Genomic DNA, 18,299 nt, shown 5'->3' with positions numbered 1-18,299 from the left:
ATGAATATGATGACACTATTACGTCTTAAAAATCGTTACTTGGGTAAATTATTACCAAATTTTGTGGCCCAACAAAATGCTCGTATATTTTTATCACCAAGAAAATTTTTAATGAAAGAATGGGAAGAATTAGCTGAAAAATCAGGTACGCGAATGTCGTTTGCAAAAAAATTAAGTGCTATTCGTTGGGGGAGCTCGGACAAACGTATTTTACTCATGCATGGTTGGGAGGGGCGAGCAACACAAATGTACAGCGTGGCTGCCCCATTGGTTGAACAAGGGTATGAAGTGATCGCCATAGATGGCCCAAAACATGGTCAATCAAAAGGTGAGAAGGCAAATCCGGTGGAGTTTGCCAATGCAATTATTGATGCGGACAAAGCGTTTGGACCCTTTCATGGTGCGATTGGACACTCAATGGGAGCCTGCGCACTGGCTATGGCTTATGAAAGAGGAACTAATCTTGGTCGGTATACATTGGTTGCATCCCCTGCGTGTGTACATGATGTTTTAAAGGGATTTGCATGGTTTATGGGGTTATCTTCAGGTGTGACATCAAAATTTATTGAGCAAATCGAAAGCATAGTGGGCCGCCGCTCTAAAGATTTAGATGTAGGAAGAATGCTTAAATTTCATAATCAAGAGAAACTATTAATACACGCTAAAGATGATTTAGAAATTCCTTATCATTCAATGGCCCATATTAGAGATCAACTTAAAAATGTAAGGTCTATTTCACCAGAAGGGTTAGGACATAGAAAAATTATGCGCGACAAAGACACTATTCAAAAAATTGTAGCGTTTATGTCGCAAGTGGCATCAACGGATACTTCCGTTAATATTTAAGGGTATTCTTCGCGCTTGTACCTACACGTTATGCGCAAGTGCGACCATTAAAATAACGCTTGCTGCGGCGAAATTAACTCAACACGATCACCGACTGTAAAGTCACCACCTCTGATCACTTTACAGCACAGGCCGCCGTATCCCATCATTGCGGCGATAGCACCTTTGCCTAATGCCTGCTCCATACGTGTACAAGGGTGGCATAATGCACCAGCTTGAAATATGGCCTCACCAATTTGAAAATTTTGATAACGCAGTGCATTCAAATTAATATTCTTAACCACTATGTTGCGCCTAAGTAATTCAGGAGGCACTATTTTGCCGCCTAAATAATGGGAGATCTGAGCAATAAACTCTTCGCTAATGATAGTGACTTGTCGGCCAGACCCCGGTGTTTTCCCCATTCGATGATCCCCTTGCAGACCTTTTCCTTCTATTGCCTGACAACGTTGCAGTGATTGCATCGGCTCTTTACGAGCAGGACGTACTCCAACCCAAGTAAGTTCACCAGCAGGTAAACTTTTAATGTAACGAGAAAATAATTGGCTTTGACTGTTCATTGCTTGAGTTCTTTAAGAATTATTTTGAAAGATCAATACTGTGTTTACGGATTCCACCCACCTGTTTATGTTAAGGGTTAACCAAAATGCATAGGTTCTGATTCAATGCCGACTGATTTTAGCCAATCAGTAATAGCAAGGCCTGTCCCCATGTTCCAACCGCGAAGATTCTCACGTGCCACAAACTTATAGTCATCTAATTCGTGGTTTAATTTAACCGTACCTACCGCTTTAATATAGTAAGCCATGATGATCTGGTTTTGCTGTGGAAAAGCATATAAACCAATAAACTGTGTATCAATGGCGGTCAAACCTAGCTCTTCCATGGTTTCACGTTCTGCACATTCCTTTGGATCTTCATTTTCTTCTAGAAAGCCCGTAATAATCGAATAAAAGCGTTTAGGCCAGCTTACATTATGAGCCATGATCACGCCGTCATCGGTTTCAACCAGCATGGCAACCACAGGGGTAGGGTTATTGAAATGAATAAAACCACAAGCAGTATCAGGGCAAGCTTTACGAATTTTATCTTCAATTAACGCATCGATTAACGCTTCAGCACATTGTGGACAAAACTTCATAATCAGAATCCTTTATTTATCTAAAAAGCTGCGCCATAGTACCTCAAAATAAAACAAATCATAACGAGTTGATGGCTAATGGATTTACAACTAAGCGGTAAAACAGTGTTTGTCAGTGGTAGCAACCGTGGTACAGGGCGAGTCATGGCCCAAACATTAATCGAACAAGGGGCGCAAGTGGTGGTGCATGGCCCCACACAGGAAACCGCCCAAGAGGCAGGGGAATCACTACAAGCATTTGGCGCAGTATGGGGGGACTTAAGTGACGAGCAAGGCACTCAACAAGTGATTGAGCAATGCCAGCATTTAATGGGTGCCCCCGATATATTAATTAATAACTATGGCACCGCTGCAAAAGGCAAGTGGGGGGCATTATCTTCCGCCCAATGGTTAGAATCTTACGAGCATAATGTGCTCAGTGGTGTGCGCTTAATTGAAGGGTTTCTGCCCGAAATGAAAAGCAAAGGCTGGGGGCGCATTATTCAGCTGGGCACCATGGGCAATAAACAACCCAATGACATCATGCCGCAATATTACGCCGCTAAAGGGGCGCAAGTGAATATGACGGTTAGCCTCAGTAAAGCCTTAACAGGCACAGGCATTACCGTGAATACCATCTCACCGGGGTTAATTCATACACCAGAATTAGAAGCGTGGTTGCGCGCAAAAGCCAAAAAACACAACTGGGGGGACGATTGGGCTGAAATACAGCGCCAGTTTGTGCAACAGGAATTCCCCAACCCCTGTGAGCGCATCGCCACCATGGAAGACGTGGCCAATCTCGTCACGTTTATCGCCAGCCCAAAGGCCAATTACATTAACGGCCAAAATATTGTGATTGATGGCGGTGGTTTGGGTAGCGTGTAAGCGATTGGCTTTAGTCATTTGATTAGAGGCTTACAATTCAATGTTGAAAAAATCATTCACACAACGGAGAGAAAATGATTCATCTAGTATGTGGGCCAATGGGCGCAGGGAAAACCACCTATGCAAAGCAGCTTGCCAAAGAACAAAATGCGATATGCTTTTCAGAGGATGAGTGGCTTGCAAAGCTATTTGTTCCTGACGCGCCAGAAGGTTTGCTACAACAGCCTATGCAGGTAGTTGGAGCATGGGCCGCAGAAAAATATCTACGTTGCCGTGGCCAAATCTGGTTGGTTTGCCAGCAGCTTCTTGAAAATAATATTAACATTGTTCTGGATGGTGCTGCCGCAAATAAAGAACAGAGAGATTTAATTAGGCAAAAAGCTAAAGATTCAAATGTTGAATTTAAATTGCATTATGTTACGTCTTCAATGGAGGTACGTCATAAACGAGTTTTCCAACGTAATAAAGAACAAGGTGAAACATATTCTTTAGAAGTGACACCAGCAATGTTTGAGCATACCGAACAATTCTTTGAGCCGCCGGTGGGTAATGAACTAAATGAAGTTAAAATTATTGAAACGTAAAACACTTTAAATATCCCCATCACGCATACTACATATATCACGTAATTGGTTATATCTTGCCTGTGAGTCAAAGTGTCTTTATGCAGTTCAAGCCTTGATATTAAATAGCGTAGATTAACAAGATAGGAAGGAAAATAGCTCAATGGGGCTGCGGTGTGAAATAATTAACACAAATACTTAATTGCTATTTAGTTTGAATAATAGCGTTATTTATTTTACACCGGCCGTTTTATTCGGGCTTAATCTAAGAGACCTTAAACTGACTAACGAGTTTTTTTAACTCATAACTGAGGCTTTCAAGTTTTTGGCTAGACACTGAAATCTCAGATATATTCTGGGTTGACTGGTTAGAAGTATCCTGAATATTGACAATATTCTGGCTAATCTCATTAGCAACGGCTGTTTGTTCCTCAGATGCGGCGGCTATTTTTATATTCATATCTGAAATAGTGCCGATCATTTCGGCAATATTACTTAATGAGTTGCCAGCTTCGGTGATATTATCAACTGAGCTACCCACACTGGTACGGTTTTCTTCCATCGTTGTAACGGCTTTATCCGTCGCAGATTGTAATGCCACAATTAAGCTTTCTATCTCAGTGGCTGAGTCTTGTGTACGCTGAGCAAGTGTACGCACTTCATCTGCTACAACTGCAAACCCGCGTCCTTGTTCGCCAGCTCGGGCGGCTTCAATGGCCGCATTTAATGCAAGCAAGTTGGTTTGCTCAGCAACCCCTTTTATTACATCCAGTACAGTACCAATATTCTCACTATCAGATTTTACTTTATTAATTGTATTGGTGGACTCTTCAACTTCATCGGATAAGGTTCGAATACCTTGAATAGCCTGATCAACCGTACTTCTACCTTGTTGTGCTTCTGCATTAGCCCCCTTGGTTGAGTCTGAAGCACTTTCAGCCGATTGAGCCACATCTTGAGAAGTGGCAGCCATTTGAGTAATAGCCGATGCGACAGTATGGGTTTCATCATTTTGAGTTTGAATGGCTTTTTCAGTTTTTTGAGTCGCCAGAGCCGTGTTTTTGGCTTCTTCTGATAATTCATCAGTGGCATTCGCAATTAATTTAATCATTTGGCTTTGCTTATCAATGAAAGCGTTAAAATTTTGGGCCATTTGACCAATTTCATCTTGGGTATGTATGTCGACCCTTAATGTTAAATCCCCTTGACCTTGAGCCATATCGTTTAAAATAGCATTGGTTGCGTTAATAGGTTTGAGGATTCCCCGTATAATAGAAAACGCAATGAATAAACTTGCCAAAATAGCCAAGCCCGTGCCAAGTATGCTGGAGTTAATTGCTATGGCAGAGCTGGCTTCTTGGGCGGCACTACGTGATTCAATAAGTGCTTTTTCTTCTTTTATTATTTCATTCAGTTTTCCGCGCAAAGCGTCCATTATGGATTTGCCTTGGCCATTTTTCATGAGTGTCGCAATATCTTCGATTGAAGTTTTAAATTGGTTGGTCTTACGGCGCGCTTCTATTTCTGGGTTCGCAGCTTTTTCTAACCACGCATTAACTCTTTGCTGCACAACATCTAAATCAGACTGACTGATACTACCTTGCTGAACAAATTGAGATAAAGAACCTAGATGCTTGGTTAAATTTTCTTCACCCGAGATATATGGCTCTAAGGATTCCTCTTTCCCTGTTAGTAAAAAGCCACGTTGACCAGTTTCCATGTTAACTAACGCAAGAGTTACCTGTGTAACTAGGTGTGAAGCGGTGGGGTTGTTTGATAATTTCGTTTCAAGTTGAGCGAGTGCAGCACGAATACTATCAAAAATTTCTTTGCCTACCGTTCTTGATGAAATTTGTTTGAAAGACGCAGTGGCTTGTGCCCCAGCTGTCACTTCTCGGCGGGCTTTTATCTCAGGTTCAGCCGCTTGGCTGAGCCATTGAGATTTTAGGTCTGCTATTGCTTGCCACCTTGAATCCTGATTAGGGTTATCACTGGTTAATGTGCGGCCTTTTTTGATGAGTGAAATGAATTTTTGTTTACCTGCATTAAAGGGCTCTAGGTACTCATCTAAACCCGTTACCATGAACCCCCTCTGGCCTGTTTCCATATCAATCATGGCAGCACCAACAGCATTGGCGGTAATGATGACCTCGTAGGTATGGTTGACCCATTTTGATGAATCCACCATAGACTTAATTGAGGTGTAGACAATAATGGTCACAATGACCATTAAACCAATTATAGAACCGAACCCCAGTAGTAGTTTAGGTTTGAGAGAGAGTTTGTTGAGTAAGTTCATAAACTAGACCAAGTCGATTAAGCTTTTACTCAGTATAGAAGAAGATTTAGAACTGTTTAGGCTTTTTAGTTTCAGCGCCAGACCCCAGTGCGGCTTCTGAGGTGCTCTGTTACCTAAGTATAGGTAACCCCCGCTTATCACCTTCTATCAGGCTTGTATTGACGGCCTCATCCACTATTAAATCCAGCAGGGCGATGATGGAGTCATCCTGATTGCTCTGGGATAGCCTGCCGGACAACTAAGCCGCCGTCTTCGCGTAGCGATAAGCCAGTTTTTGTATAGCCTATGAAGCACCTTCATTACTTGAATTGGCTAAATAATGGACTTGAGCCGTTAAATTAAGATTTGCGGCTCAAAATTAGGATCTTTGTGAGCCGAAAAGATGATATTTACGGCTTAGATGGTTGTTAGGGTGAGTGAGGTTGCTTAGCGCAAGTGCGGTTTTTGGATGGTATTAAGTATCAAAGCTTTTGCATTCTGGATAATCAAAGCCAGTACGGTTTTTCCTCCCAAGGGATTAATTTGAAAAGCGTCTAATACTAAATATGCATGTAATAAAAATACATAGGACACTTTAAGACAGGTTGTATTAATTGACTAAAATACGCCTACCTTTTAATTCTCAAGGGGAATATTATTTTTTGCATGACTTGAGCAACTGCTCGACTCATGCAAAAAATAATAACTTATCCAAATACTGGAGATAGTCTCTTATGTTAAGTTTTAACAACCTTTTAGTTAAAGGCGCTGCGGTTGCGGCTCTTTCTGCAGCCTTTGCTATGCCTTCTTTCGCTTCTACCGGTGGTGGCGATCGTTGTAGCGTAACTCGTATATCTGGGGCTTCGTCTACTTTCTATGTACCTAGTGGTGGTTCAGGTACTTACAATATCCTAGGTTGGGGTAATGGTACTGGTGGTTCTTCGTATACTTACAGTGGCGTTCTAGAGTCTATCGCTGAACAATGTATCTTTGTTGCAGCTGCAAATACTGCAAACTCAGGTACGGGCCGTGAAGTAGAAAATGCGGTTAACGATGCTAAAAGCCGTTACAGCAATATTTTAGGCTCTAACCCTAAAGTATGTACTTCTGGTCACTCTCAAGGTGGCGGCGGCTCTTTCAATGCTGCAAATCGCCTTGGTGCTGATTGTGTAATCGCAGTTCAGCCTGATACTGTTTACACTACAAGCATTTACAGCCCAGTAGCGAGTAATGTGGATGTGGTTTGTATCTTTAGTCGGTCTGACACCTTAGCGCCGGCATTACCGTTTAACTCTTTGAATTGCCGTGCAAACTCTACTCGTTATTCTGAGGAATCGACGTCTGGTACTCACTTCACTATCACTTATGGTGACGGTGGTGCTCCAGGTGATGAAATGCGTGATTACGCAGCTCGCTGGTTGAAATAAAAAATTACTCATAATTTAATTTATTAAAATATGATACTTCAACCCCAATCTCTAATAGAGGTTGGGGTTGTTTTTTTAGGGAGAGAAGGATAATTCAAACACCCACAATAAATACTCCTCCGATATTTTAAATATGATGGAGCCGTTGATGATTGTGAATACTAAGTTTGTATGACTGATCAAATATCGGCCTATACGAACTTATGGGTGTCTGGATAATTGGTTGTCGAAATATGTTAGGGTACTTAGCGCAAGTGCGGTATTTGGATGGTATTGAGCATCATGGCTTTCGCATTCTGGATAATCAAAGCCAGTACGGTTTTCTTTTCTGGGGAAGTATCCCCAGCCCCCTCTTTGCTCATGCTTCACACCGCTCGCCTCGTATATTAACAAAACCTTTTGGTTGTAGCGGTGTTCAGAAATCGCATTGTGTTATCGATACGGGTTTGGTAGCTGATTGATTTGCTCGATTTGGACAGCCCAAAACGCGCTTCCTCTTTAAGAGTGTTTAAACATCATCTTATCGCAATATTTGAATCCACGAGCCTTGAAATGATGGCTTGCGTCAGCTAGTGATATTTTCTTATCATGGGTGTCTGGATAATTTTTCTTCTGGATAATTTTTCTGGATAATTTTTGCTGAGAATATGAAAAAAGTAGTTTCTTTAACAATGTCGTATTCCTATGATGACTTTCTGTTGAAGAGTGAAAAGGCGAAAAATACTTGGAATTTACTATTAAATACCGATGAAATAAAACCAGACCTATCAAATTTTGACCCATCTTTAAAGCAAGAGTATTTGGGGTGTACAGATGTAGATGAGGCTACGCAGAATATCCTCGAGAAAGATAACGGCCTATATGCAAACCTTAAATTTAACTCTGATAAGCATGCGCTATGCGTGGTTGTGTATAGTGTTTTAAAAGCGAATGTTACAACAGGTGGTAAAGTTCAGCCATCTGGTATCATGGGGTTGATTGATGAGCGAGCAGACGAGTCACATCTTGCATCAATTGTGAGTCTTTTGACTGTTAGCTCTGAAGTAGGAGTAGATGTTGTTTCGATGTATGAAAATGCCTATGCGAATTTTCACTCTGCGTATGACCAAACTGTTGAAAGGGACTTTAATGTTGATCTAGAAAGGTGTGATTCCTTTAGGTCTGAACAACGTGATATGGTGAGGATGGTTTGCTCTAAGAAGGGTATTAATCACTCTCTATGTAAGGCTTAGGAAACACCACTTTAAGCAAATAAAGATTTCTCATCTTTTGTATGATAATAACCAAAAAGCCCAAACAACTCTCATCGTTTGGGCTTTATCTTTTACGCTATTGAAGTCTAACTATTAAAAGGCCAATCCAATATTTAAAGCACCTTGACTGCCGTTAAATTGAGTGCCATCTGTAGATTTATAATCAATATCAACAAATCTCAAGCCAAACCATAGCTTTTCGGTTGCACGATATTCTGCTATTAATGCAGGCCCTGCAGCGGTTTCAAATTTAGTTAGGTTGCCATCAGGATGCTTAACACTATTGGCCGTATCAATATATATTCCAACACCAAAGCCCCAGTCACTATTGGAATATAGAAGTGCTTGCTGAAGTATGACACCTTTATTTGTACCGTCACCACCTTGATACCTTAGTCCTGCATAGCTTCTAGAAACTAAGTTAAACTTAGGGCTGATTACATGGTGATATCCTAGACCAAAGATGGCTCCCCGGCCTGCATTGTAAGGATCGCCGGTGCCACCATTTGGGTCTGTGGTAGTATTGTCTGCAACTTTATCACCGCCAAAAGAAATTCCGAGATCCCAATACCAACCGCTTAGCCTATGAATGGGGTATATATTTCCTTCAGTTGGGGTTTGCAAATATAAATTGGCATCATTTGATAAATTGACAGTACTAACAAAATTGCTGCTGTATGTGCTGAATTGGCCCGTGTTTCCTATAGGGATCATAGTTTGTGATGTACTTAGCATAGGAATGTTCTGACCGACAATCTGAGGTGGTGTTGTAATTACTAAATATTGATCGAAGGGATAAATAAGAATCTGTTGGCGCATGCCTTTTTTATAGCCACCCATATTTTTTATTCTTAATGGATCAGAAATGGCTCGATTTAAGTTTTTATCCTTGTCTAGAATTAATATTAAAGGATAAAAGAATTGATCTTCTTGCATGAGAGAGGTGAGTTCAATATGGTGCTCTGTCTGGTATGTTGGTAATTCAAAAAAATAACCATTGATCTTGGCTATCGGTAAATTAATTTCTTGAGGTGGTGATTCAATGTTTCTTTGAATGCCTTTTTCTAGTTTCAAAAACTCATATTGTGAAAAATCGATATTGAGTTCTACTTTTAAAGGTTCGGCAAATAGTGTAAGAGGGGAAACTAGAAATAAAAAAATAAGTCCTTTCATATTATTCTTCTCAAATTAAAGGCTGTATTGTAAATGAAATAGTTAGGTTTTGATTGTAGTAAATGTGTTATCGTTTTAGCGTCTAACGTTTTCCGTCAAGCGCTAAGCGCCTTTAAACGAATCGCTGGACGCGCTAGGTCTTCAGCCGGTGGCGCGAAAGACGTTAGGTTAATACCGTCCCCCGCTTCTTTGTACTCTTCTAGAGTAGTGATTCAGCTTTCTTCTCTGCACTGTCTTCTGCTTTCTCTTGGTTACCCATACATAGAACGTTATGTGTTTGGCTCAGTAGTGATACCGTAGCTGTGCTATGAGAATGGAGTCTTCGTGAAATTTATAAACAATTCTATGTTCGTCGTTTATTCGTCGAGACCAATAACCAGAAAGGGCATGTTTCAAAGGCTCGGGTTTACCAATACCGTCGAATGGCTCTCTCTGAATATCGTTAATAAGCGTATTAATACGTTTAAGTATCTGCTTATCAGTTTTTTGCCAGTATAGGTAATCTTCCCATGCCTTCTCTGCAAAAATTAATTTCACTCAATCAATTCCTGTGCCTGCCCTTTTCCATCTTCAAGTTCTGCAATAGATTCTATCAGGCGTCGTGTATTTTTAGGGCTTCTCAACAAATATGCTGTTTCTTCCAGAGCTTGGTAGTCGTCCATGGAAATCATCACTACAGCTCCTTCACCCTTGCGGGTAATGGCAATAGGGGCGTGGTCGTCACATACCTTTTCCATGGTTTTGGCAAGGTTGCTTCGAGCTGAGGTATAGCTTATGCTTTCCATGTTTATCTTCCTGTACATGTACGAAAATATGTACAGATTGTATCAGCGCATAACTAGGTCGTCAATGTCGCCTGAGGCTGGACAACCTTGAGCGTGACTTTGCCACAAGGTTGCCCATTAATTTAGATAATTTAAAGATTCTCTACATAAAGAAAAAGCCCAAACAATTTTCATTGCTTGGGCTTTTTGTTGCTTCACCCTTCGACTAACGTCTCAGGGCGAGCGCTTCTTTTTAGCGTCTGACTTCAAAATCTTGCGCCGCTCTCGGACATCCATGTCCTACGCGGCATAAATACGTCCTGTATTAAACCGCTTTCAAAGGAATCGCAGGACGCGCTAGATCTTCAGACGGTGGCGCGAATGAAGTTAGGTTAATACCTTCAACTGCTTCTTTGTACTCAGCCAAAGTCGGGAAACGACCTAGGATAGTAGAAAGCACAACCATAGGCGTTGAACCTAGTAGTGATTCACCTTTCTTCTCTGCGCTGTCTTCTACTACACGGCCTTGGAATAGACGGGTAGAAGTAGCAAGAACGGTATCACCGGCTTCGGCTTTTTCTTGGTTACCCATACATAGGTTACACCCAGGGCGCTCTAGATAAAGAATGTTTTCGTACTTAGTACGGGCTGCTTCTTTAGGGTTTGAGTCATCAAAAGTGAAACCAGCGTATTTAGATAGTACGTCCCAATCGCCTTCTGCTTTTAGCTCGTCAACGATGTTGTACGTTGGTGGCGCAACAACTAAAGGTGCGTTAAATACGATAGGGCCTTTTTTCTCTAGGTTACGCAGCATGGCAGCGATGATTTGCATGTCGCCTTTGTGCACCATACAAGAACCAACAAAACCTAGGTCAACTTTACGACCATCGTAGTAAGAGGCTGTACGGATTACATCGTGGGTGTAACGCTTAGATACGTCTTCGTTGTTTACGTCTGGGTCAGCGATCATTGGCTCGTCGATCACATCTAGGTCAACAACGACTTCTGCGTAGTATTTCGCGTTGTCATCCGGAGCAAGGGCTGGCTCTTCACCAGACTTGATTCCAGCGATACGCTTGTCAGCTAGGTCGATAAGGCCTTGTAGCATGCCTGCTTCGTTTTCCATGCCTTTGTTGATCATGATCTGGATGCGAGACTTAGCCAGCTCTAGAGATTGGATTAGGGTCTCATCAGTAGAGATACAGATAGACGCTTTCGCCTTCATTTCTGCCGTCCAGTCCGTGAAGGTGAACGCTTGGTCAGCTAGAAGCGTACCAATTTGAACTTCGATTACACGACCTTGGAACACGTTTTCGCCGCCAAATTGCTTAAGCATTTGCGCTTGAGTGGCGTGTACGATGTCACGGAAGTCCATGTGAGGCTTCATCGCACCTTTAAAGGTTACTTTTACAGACTCAGGAATAGGCATGGCACATTCACCAGTGGCCAGTGCGATGGCAACCGTACCAGAGTCAGCACCGAAGGCGACACCCTTAGACATACGAGTATGAGAGTCACCACCGATGATGATTGCGCGATCATCAACAGTGATGTCGTTCAATACTTTGTGGATTACGTCCGTCATTGAATGGTAAACGCCTTTCGGGTCACGTGCAGTGATTACGCCGAATGCGTTCATGAATGCCATTAGCTTAGGCGTGTTGGCCTTAGCTTTGTTGTCCCATACAGATGCGGTGTGACAACCAGACTGGAAAGCACCATCAACACTTGGAGAAATAGTAGAAGCAGCCATGGCTTCTAGTTCCTGACATGTCATAGGGCCAGTTGTATCTTGAGAACCTACGATGTTCACTTTAACGCGAACGTCAGAACCTGTATGAAGAGGTGTAGAAGAAGCAACACCTACAGCGTTACGGTTGAAGATTTTTTCAACAGCCGTTAGGCCTTGGCCTTCGTTAGAAATTTCTTTAGAAGCCGCGTAAACAACAGGAGCAGATACACCTAACGTTTCAGCAGCAAATGTTTGTAGTTTTTTACCGAAAGTCACCGCGTAAGAACCGCCGGCTTTCATGAATTCAACTTTTTGTGGAGTGAACGCGTCAGAAACGTCAACTAGTTCTTTGTCGCCGTTGTAAAGCTTCTTAGCTTTAGTGTCGATGGTTAAAACTGTACCGGTTGCAACTGAGTAAGCTTCTTCTAGTACGTTGTCGCCGTTTGCATCTTTAACAGGGTTACCGTTTGCGTCTACTTTCTTAACCCAGTTTTTAAGGTCAAGACCAATACCACCTGTTACACCAACGGTAGTAAGGAAGATAGGTGCAATACCGTTAGTACCAGCAACTACAGGTGCATTGTTGATGAATGGAATATAAGGAGATGTCTTTTCGCCTGCCCAAAGTGCTACGTTGTTCACACCAGACATACGAGAAGAACCTACACCCATGGTGCCTTTTTCAGCGATTAGCATCACTTTAGCGTTCGGGTGTTTTTTACCTAGCGCTACGATTTCTTGCTGAGCTTCTGGGGTAATCATGCATTGGCCGTGAAGTTCACGGTCAGCACGTGAGTGAGATTGGTTACCCGGAGAAAGAAGGTCAGTCGAGATGTCGCCTTCAGCTGCGATGTAAGTAACAACGTCGATTTTCTCAGCGATGTCAGGAAGCTTGGTGAAGAACTCTGCTTTTGAGTAGCTTTCTAGTAGTTCTTTAGCGATGGCGTTGCCCGCTTTAAAGGCGTCGGCGATACGAGTCGTATCGGCTTCGTATAGGAATACTTGTGATTTAAGTACTTCGCCAGCCGCTTTTGCGTTAGCGTCGTCAGAAAGGGCGATGTCTAGTAGTGCTTCAACAGAAGGGCCGCCTTTCATGTGCGACAGTTGCTCAAGTGCAAACTCGGCAGAGATCTCTTCTACTTTCTCTTGTCCTAAAACGATTTCTTTTAGGAACTTGGCTTTAACAACAGCCGCTGGTGTTGTACCTGGTAGAGTGTTGTAGATGAAGAAGTTTAGAGAGTCTTTACGGTACTCATTGCCTGTATCTTTAATTTGGGCAATGATCTCAGATATTAGTTCTGCAGTATCGATTGGTTTTGGGTTCAGACCTAGGTCCTTTTTACGAACCTCAATTTCTTCTAGGTAATCTGTATACAAGCTCATACTAATCTCTCACTCAAAGTTATAGTTTTGACGATCTAAAAACCACTTCATCTGCGCCTCGTGGTGCGCAGTTTCCAATGGGTTGGTTTAACCCATTGGCGGGTTGTTCATTCATTCAAAAGGGTCTGTGATGTAATGCCGAGACACGGCAGGTTAATACCGGCCATCCTTTTAAATTCCCTGTGACATTTGCCATCAGGAGGTGCCCGCCAAAAGCAATGCGGACAACCTAAAATTTTGCGTACGAATTATAGGTCAGATGGGCCTATAAATTAAGGTAAGCCTAGTCTGAATTAGCCATAAATGAAGATAATCCCACTTATATCCGGTATTCATCAAACTTATACAGTGTGTTTTTTGATCGGGCCACTGGAATATAGCACCGAGTTAGTGCTTTTTCCCTTTGTGGCCACATAGCTGTGCTGGAATTTTAACCCATAGTCCCGTTGTACCTAGCTTGCTGGCAATGAGAACCTCTATTGTTTGCTTGGGTTTGAGCGTGTTGTGCCGCCCAAAATGGGCGGAAACAGAGCCGATAATTAGATACGAATGGATACCTAAAATATGAAGTTGAATTAAGGCGCGAAGAATGTTCCCTCCAATTTGGCTTCGATTTTTCCTTGATGCAATACGTTGATCTGGAATGGTGATTTCCCTTTAATTGGGCAGTCTGTATCGCAATCTACACGGATGGATACACTGTTTTTTTGTCCTGACAATACAGCTAGCGCATCTGTATTGGCGACAACTAGATGAGGGTGGGTTGACTCTAAAGTGAAGCTGCTTTTCTCAGTGGTTCTATTTTGAATGTTAAGCGTAAAGGCGTTACTGATATTTAATTGATGATAAAAATATAACGGCCCACGATCACGAGATAAATGAAATTCAAATCCGTCTTTTAATATGACCTGTGCCGTAAATAAAACCATCGCCACCAAACATGCAGCCAAGTAACCCCAAAGTCTGGGTCTTTGCTTGGGAAGCCAGTTGCGTAAATTGAATGGGCGTTTTGCCGTCACAGTGTTGCCATCACTAAAATCAATTAACTCAATGGGTTTGTTGATACTTGTCATAATGCCATCACATGCATCAATACAAGCACCGCAGTCAATGCAGGCATATTGCAAACCTTGCCGAATATCTATGCCTACGGGACACACCTGCACACATAGTTGGCAATCTATGCAGTCTCCTTGTTTGTTTGAAAGTGGATGTGTGTTGTTGTGTTTTCTGGGTTCGCCTCTTGTGTTGTTGTAGTTAACTTTTAATGTTTGCTTGTCCACCATGACAGATTGAAAGCGTGCATAAGGGCACATGTGTAGACACACCTGTTCTCTTAGCCAGCCTGCATTGATGTAGGTGAGTATTGAAAAAAAGCCCAGCCAAAAGATCACCTCTGATTGAACATTAGCAGTGATAATTTGCTGCCAAAGTCCAAAGCCTGTTTTAAAGTAGGCCACAAACGTAAACCCAGTGACAAAAGCAAGCAGCAGCCAAATGCTGTGTTTTAAAATAAGTGGCAACCAGTTGCGGTTTAGAAGCGGTTTGCCCATTTCTTTTAGGCGTTTGTTACGAGAGCCTTGTGTTTTTTCTTCCACCCACGTGAACATCATGCTCCAAACGGTTTGCGGGCAGCTAAAGCCACACCAAACTCGCCCTGCAATATTGGCTGCGGCAAATAAGCCAAATGCGCTGGCCATGGCGACCCATGTCAATATGAGTAAATCGTCTGGCCAAAACACAATCCCAAACAAGTGTAAGACGTGATGATCAAGGTCCATCCATAAAATAGGTGCCCCATTGATGGTGAGCCATGGGGCCAGTAAAAACAGTAAAATCAATGGGGCACTGGTGAGTCGCCGAATGATTTGAAACTTGCCTGTTGCTAGTCGAACTGCGGCGTTATGGCGGGTCGCATCGACAATGGGGCGGTCTTGTTCATCGACCTGAGTAGTAGGAATGAGAGATGACATACTGCGCTCTGATTAAAGGTTTAAAATTAACTCTCTAAGAGCAAGGGGTATTCCAACGTAAAAAGCCCCTGTTCATGGGGCTTTGAGTGGTTAAATGATTAAATTCAACGATATGTGGTGGCGATATTTCGCGACTAGTTAGATATGCGTAATTTTTTCATACGTGAGCGTAAGGTGCTGGCGGGTAAATCCAACAATTCTGCGGCACCGGCTTTGCCTGATACCTTGCCATTACAATAAGCCAGAGCTTGTTGTATATGCTCCCGTTCCGCTTGCTCCAAAGTGACCGGTTTATTAGATGGATTAACCACTGTTTGTTGTGTGGTGCCATGGTGCATTGGCACCAACTGAAATAAACCGGATTGATGCAAAATGGCATTGTGCTCAACCCAGTTTTGTAATTCACGGATATTGCCGGGCCAGTTGTGGTGACTCATCCATTTTAGTGAAGGAGTATGCAAACCTTTATATGGTTTATTCATATTTTTGCAGGCGCGCCGAGCAAAGTCATGAACCAATAAAGGGATGTCTGATTTGCGTTCTCTGAGTGCGGGTACGTGAATCGCAAAAACATTAAGCCGATAAAATAAATCCATGCGGAACGTGTTTTGATCGACCGCTTGTTTTAAATCTTTATTGCTGGCGGCAATAATACGTACATTTACCTTGATGGTTTGTGTGCCGCCAACCCGTTCAAATTCACCTTCTTGTAATACTCGCAGCAGTTTTACTTGTGCATCCAAGGGTAATTCGCTGACCTCATCTAAGAAAAGCGTGCCGTTATTGGCTAATTCAAAGCGGCCTATACGTCGTTGTATGGCCCCAGTAAATGCGCCTTTTTCATGGCCGAAAAGTTCACTATCTACTAACCCCTCTGGAATGGCACCACAATTAAGTTTGACCATTGCTTGCTGGGAAAATGCACTTTGCTGGTGAATGGCGCGGGCGACTAACTCCTTGCCTGTGCCACTTTCACCTGTGATTAAAATATTGGCTTGGGTAGGGGCGGCCAGAGCAATTTGTTCTTTAAGGTGAGATATAGGTGGGCTTTGGCCGATGATCTCACCGACAAAGCCAGCGTCTATTTCTTCTTGTAAATAATGGTTTTCAGCTTGCAGTTTTTCTTTTAAAAACCGATTTTCAGTGAGCGCCTGCTTAAGGTTATCTTCCATACGTTTACGTTCACTGATGTTTTTAAACACCACTACCGCACCTTGAATGCTGCCCTCTAAAATAATTGGAGTGGCGCTGTACTCTACTGAAAAACTAGAGCCATCTTTGCGCCAAAACACCTCGTTTTCTTTACTGCGGGTAATACCATCTTGCAGGCACTGATATATAGGGCAGTCCATTTGTGGGTAGTGACGGCCATCGCTATGGCTATGGTGGTGAAAACTATGAATGCTTTTGCCGATTAAATCTGTACCTTCCCAGCCAGTGAGCCGCTCAGCAGCAGGGTTAACAAAGGTGGCGAGGCCGTTGGCATCTAGGCCATAAACCCCTTCGGACATGGCTTCTAGTATAAATTGGTAGCGCTCGATGAGTGAGCGGGTACTGATAGATTGTTGCGACATGGCACGAATTTCTCAAAAAATAGTAATTATACTGAAATGCGCGATATTTAGTGAGTGCCAATTCTGGGCTTTATCATTCTCGAATCTGGGTTAATGTGCAGGGTGAAGGGGCTCTTAGGTCGGGTTTATTGGTTGCATTGAGCTAAATTTACATTATTGTCGTAGGTATATTAGGTTTTACGATTTTAATGATGATTAAGGGTTAACGATGGATTTGGGTATCGTACAAAGTGGGATATTTGAAGCAGTACCAAAACATGGGCGTTTTTTGTATTTTCAACTCAAGCATTACGCCAAGGCAGACGCACTAAGCCGCTGCTTGGATGATGTAGCAAGTGATATAGATGGTCAGTCCGCAGTGCTGGGTTTGGGCGAAGCCTGTTTAGCTAAGCTTGAGGCAGAGGGGCTTGAGTCGTTAGAGTTTCCAACTTACGAAACCCGCGATGTGCAAGTGCCTTCAACCCCTGCTGCATTGATGATTTGGCTGCGCGCAGACGATCAAGGGGACATGCTTCATTTAGCGCAGACACTGCTAAGCAAATTAAGTGCGTGCTTTGAATTAGAAAGCAATGTAGAAGCCTTTACCTACAAAGAAGGCCGAGACTTAACCGGATATGAAGACGGCACTGAAAACCCACAAGGGGAGGAAGCTTTCGACGTGGCGTTTTCACAATCTCCCGCTGGCGGGTCGTATTTGGCCATTCAGCAATGGCAGCACGATTTGGCGTTTTTTAAGTCGAAACCTCAACAAGAGCAAGATCATACGTTTGGGCGGCGTTTAAGTGATAACAAAGAGCTAGGTGATGCGCCAGAGTCGGCTCACGTAAAGCGCACCGAGCAAGAAGGCTTTGCTCCAGAAACCTTTTTACTGCGTCGTTCCATGGCGTATGGGGATGGCGAAAAAGCAGGGCTCATGTTTTTAGGCTTTGGTGCGACAACTGAATCGTTTAACCGCATGATGGCAAAAATGGTGGGTAAAGAAGACGGCATTGTAGATAGTTTGTTTACGTTTACCCGCCCATTAACGGGTGCGTTTTTTTGGTGTCCACCCATGAGTGATGGGAAAATCAAATTGAGATAATTAGCCTACTCAACAATGGTGTGAAGTTAGGCGTTAAAGACTCTGATTATTCGTATAAAAAGTAAAGCGATGCACTTAAATGTTCATCGCTTTTTTAATACCTGCATTTTTGAGGCAAAGCGAGATAGAACACCATATATCGCTAAAAAGGATAAAAGTAATGCTTTAGATAATTCAAGGTTTTAAAAAATCAGCAACAATGGGTGTAAAAGCGAATGGCTTGGCTTGATTAGTTGGTGCGTTC

At 42.7% G+C, this 18,299-nt stretch carries 16 protein-coding genes; 6 read left to right on the top strand and 10 right to left on the bottom strand.

Translation table 11 applies throughout. The annotated features are described in order from the left end of the window. Positions 1–846: an alpha/beta hydrolase gene (locus ABWV45_RS13340; RefSeq protein ID WP_353352212.1), complete on the top strand. Its 846-nt coding sequence runs from the start codon at positions 1–3 to the stop codon at positions 844–846. Positions 847–893: 47 nt separating this feature from the next. Here ABWV45_RS13340 and ABWV45_RS13335 read toward each other — a convergent pair whose 3' ends face one another. Next, positions 894–1,406, bottom strand: coding sequence for an MOSC domain-containing protein (locus ABWV45_RS13335; protein ID WP_353352211.1), 513 nt, complete (start codon positions 1,404–1,406; stop codon positions 894–896). A gap of 77 nt (positions 1,407–1,483) precedes the next feature. Further along, the gene (locus ABWV45_RS13330; RefSeq protein ID WP_353352210.1) at positions 1,484–1,987 is read right to left on the bottom strand and encodes an NUDIX domain-containing protein; all 504 of its coding nucleotides are present in this window, start codon (positions 1,985–1,987) and stop codon (positions 1,484–1,486) included. Between the two features lie 78 nt (positions 1,988–2,065). Between ABWV45_RS13330 and ABWV45_RS13325 the strand changes: the two genes are divergently transcribed. Together ABWV45_RS13325 and ABWV45_RS13320 are read left to right on the top strand one after the other, a co-directional pair. Next, entirely contained in the window at positions 2,066–2,854 is a 789-nt protein-coding gene (locus ABWV45_RS13325; RefSeq protein WP_353352209.1) for an SDR family NAD(P)-dependent oxidoreductase, read from the top strand. A 74-nt stretch (positions 2,855–2,928) separates the two neighbouring features. Then, positions 2,929–3,438, top strand: a complete 510-nt coding sequence (locus tag ABWV45_RS13320) for a P-loop nucleotide/nucleoside kinase family protein (RefSeq protein WP_353352208.1) — start codon at positions 2,929–2,931, stop codon at positions 3,436–3,438. Between the two features lie 244 nt (positions 3,439–3,682). Here ABWV45_RS13320 and ABWV45_RS13315 read toward each other — a convergent pair whose 3' ends face one another. Next, positions 3,683–5,716, bottom strand: a complete 2,034-nt coding sequence (locus ABWV45_RS13315; protein WP_353352207.1) for a CHASE3 domain-containing protein — start codon at positions 5,714–5,716, stop codon at positions 3,683–3,685. Between the two features lie 713 nt (positions 5,717–6,429). On the opposite strand from ABWV45_RS13315, the gene ABWV45_RS13310 reads away from it, so the two are divergent. Continuing rightward, complete coding sequence (locus ABWV45_RS13310; RefSeq protein WP_353352206.1) at positions 6,430–7,122, top strand: hypothetical protein; 693 nt, start codon at positions 6,430–6,432, stop codon at positions 7,120–7,122. Between the two features lie 201 nt (positions 7,123–7,323). Here the strand turns inward: ABWV45_RS13310 and ABWV45_RS13305 are convergent, their stop codons facing one another. Continuing rightward, positions 7,324–7,491 (bottom strand): hypothetical protein, encoded by a 168-nt coding sequence (locus ABWV45_RS13305; protein ID WP_353352205.1) that lies wholly within the window; start codon positions 7,489–7,491, stop codon positions 7,324–7,326. Between the two features lie 278 nt (positions 7,492–7,769). Here ABWV45_RS13305 and ABWV45_RS13300 point away from each other — a divergent pair, with 278 nt between their 5' ends. Beyond that, on the top strand, positions 7,770–8,354 hold the full coding sequence (locus ABWV45_RS13300) for a hypothetical protein (RefSeq protein ID WP_353352204.1): 585 nt from the start codon (positions 7,770–7,772) through the stop codon (positions 8,352–8,354). Between the two features lie 114 nt (positions 8,355–8,468). On the opposite strand, the gene ABWV45_RS13295 is transcribed toward ABWV45_RS13300, so the two are convergent. The 6 genes from ABWV45_RS13295 to ABWV45_RS13270 form a co-directional block, all read right to left on the bottom strand. Then, positions 8,469–9,548 (bottom strand): MalM family protein, encoded by a 1,080-nt coding sequence (locus ABWV45_RS13295; RefSeq protein ID WP_353352203.1) that lies wholly within the window; start codon positions 9,546–9,548, stop codon positions 8,469–8,471. 282 nt (positions 9,549–9,830) lie between these two features. Next, positions 9,831–10,085, bottom strand: a complete 255-nt coding sequence (locus tag ABWV45_RS13290) for a Txe/YoeB family addiction module toxin (protein ID WP_353352202.1) — start codon at positions 10,083–10,085, stop codon at positions 9,831–9,833. Then, on the bottom strand, positions 10,082–10,333 hold the full coding sequence (locus ABWV45_RS13285; RefSeq protein WP_353352201.1) for a type II toxin-antitoxin system Phd/YefM family antitoxin: 252 nt from the start codon (positions 10,331–10,333) through the stop codon (positions 10,082–10,084). The genes ABWV45_RS13290 and ABWV45_RS13285 overlap by 4 nt, the downstream gene beginning before the upstream one ends. A 304-nt stretch (positions 10,334–10,637) precedes the next feature. Continuing rightward, positions 10,638–13,427, bottom strand: coding sequence for a bifunctional aconitate hydratase 2/2-methylisocitrate dehydratase (locus ABWV45_RS13280; protein ID WP_353352200.1), 2,790 nt, complete (start codon positions 13,425–13,427; stop codon positions 10,638–10,640). A gap of 575 nt (positions 13,428–14,002) precedes the next feature. Continuing rightward, positions 14,003–15,400, bottom strand: coding sequence for a cytochrome c oxidase accessory protein CcoG (gene ccoG, locus ABWV45_RS13275; RefSeq protein WP_353352199.1), 1,398 nt, complete (start codon positions 15,398–15,400; stop codon positions 14,003–14,005). 134 nt (positions 15,401–15,534) lie between these two features. Continuing rightward, on the bottom strand, positions 15,535–16,974 hold the full coding sequence (locus ABWV45_RS13270; protein WP_353352198.1) for a sigma-54 interaction domain-containing protein: 1,440 nt from the start codon (positions 16,972–16,974) through the stop codon (positions 15,535–15,537). 208 nt (positions 16,975–17,182) lie between these two features. On the opposite strand from ABWV45_RS13270, the gene ABWV45_RS13265 reads away from it, so the two are divergent. Further along, on the top strand, positions 17,183–18,055 hold the full coding sequence (locus ABWV45_RS13265; RefSeq protein WP_353352197.1) for a Dyp-type peroxidase: 873 nt from the start codon (positions 17,183–17,185) through the stop codon (positions 18,053–18,055). Positions 18,056–18,299: the final 244 nt, after the last annotated feature.

This window comes from Oceaniserpentilla sp. 4NH20-0058 (genome assembly GCF_040371755.1).
GTDB lineage: Bacteria > Pseudomonadota > Gammaproteobacteria > Pseudomonadales > Oceanobacteraceae > Bermanella.
This window is presented reverse-complemented; position numbering and strand designations above follow the sequence as displayed.

Bases quoted from the DNA above. Each gene is read 5' to 3' on its own strand.
- ABWV45_RS13340 (WP_353352212.1), top strand. From the start codon at position 1: ATGAATATGATGACACTATTACGTCTTAAAAATCGTTACTTGGGTAAA.
- ABWV45_RS13335 (WP_353352211.1), bottom strand. From the start codon at position 1,406: ATGAACAGTCAAAGCCAATTATTTTCTCGTTACATTAAAAGTTTACCT.
- ABWV45_RS13330 (WP_353352210.1), bottom strand. From the start codon at position 1,987: ATGAAGTTTTGTCCACAATGTGCTGAAGCGTTAATCGATGCGTTAATT.
- ABWV45_RS13325 (WP_353352209.1), top strand. From the start codon at position 2,066: ATGGATTTACAACTAAGCGGTAAAACAGTGTTTGTCAGTGGTAGCAAC.
- ABWV45_RS13320 (WP_353352208.1), top strand. From the start codon at position 2,929: ATGATTCATCTAGTATGTGGGCCAATGGGCGCAGGGAAAACCACCTAT.
- ABWV45_RS13315 (WP_353352207.1), bottom strand. From the start codon at position 5,716: ATGAACTTACTCAACAAACTCTCTCTCAAACCTAAACTACTACTGGGG.
- ABWV45_RS13310 (WP_353352206.1), top strand. From the start codon at position 6,430: ATGTTAAGTTTTAACAACCTTTTAGTTAAAGGCGCTGCGGTTGCGGCT.
- ABWV45_RS13300 (WP_353352204.1), top strand. From the start codon at position 7,770: ATGAAAAAAGTAGTTTCTTTAACAATGTCGTATTCCTATGATGACTTT.
- ABWV45_RS13295 (WP_353352203.1), bottom strand. From the start codon at position 9,548: ATGAAAGGACTTATTTTTTTATTTCTAGTTTCCCCTCTTACACTATTT.
- ABWV45_RS13285 (WP_353352201.1), bottom strand. From the start codon at position 10,333: ATGGAAAGCATAAGCTATACCTCAGCTCGAAGCAACCTTGCCAAAACC.
- ABWV45_RS13280 (WP_353352200.1), bottom strand. From the start codon at position 13,427: ATGAGCTTGTATACAGATTACCTAGAAGAAATTGAGGTTCGTAAAAAG.
- ccoG (WP_353352199.1), bottom strand. From the start codon at position 15,400: ATGTCATCTCTCATTCCTACTACTCAGGTCGATGAACAAGACCGCCCC.
- ABWV45_RS13270 (WP_353352198.1), bottom strand. From the start codon at position 16,974: ATGTCGCAACAATCTATCAGTACCCGCTCACTCATCGAGCGCTACCAA.
- ABWV45_RS13265 (WP_353352197.1), top strand. From the start codon at position 17,183: ATGGATTTGGGTATCGTACAAAGTGGGATATTTGAAGCAGTACCAAAA.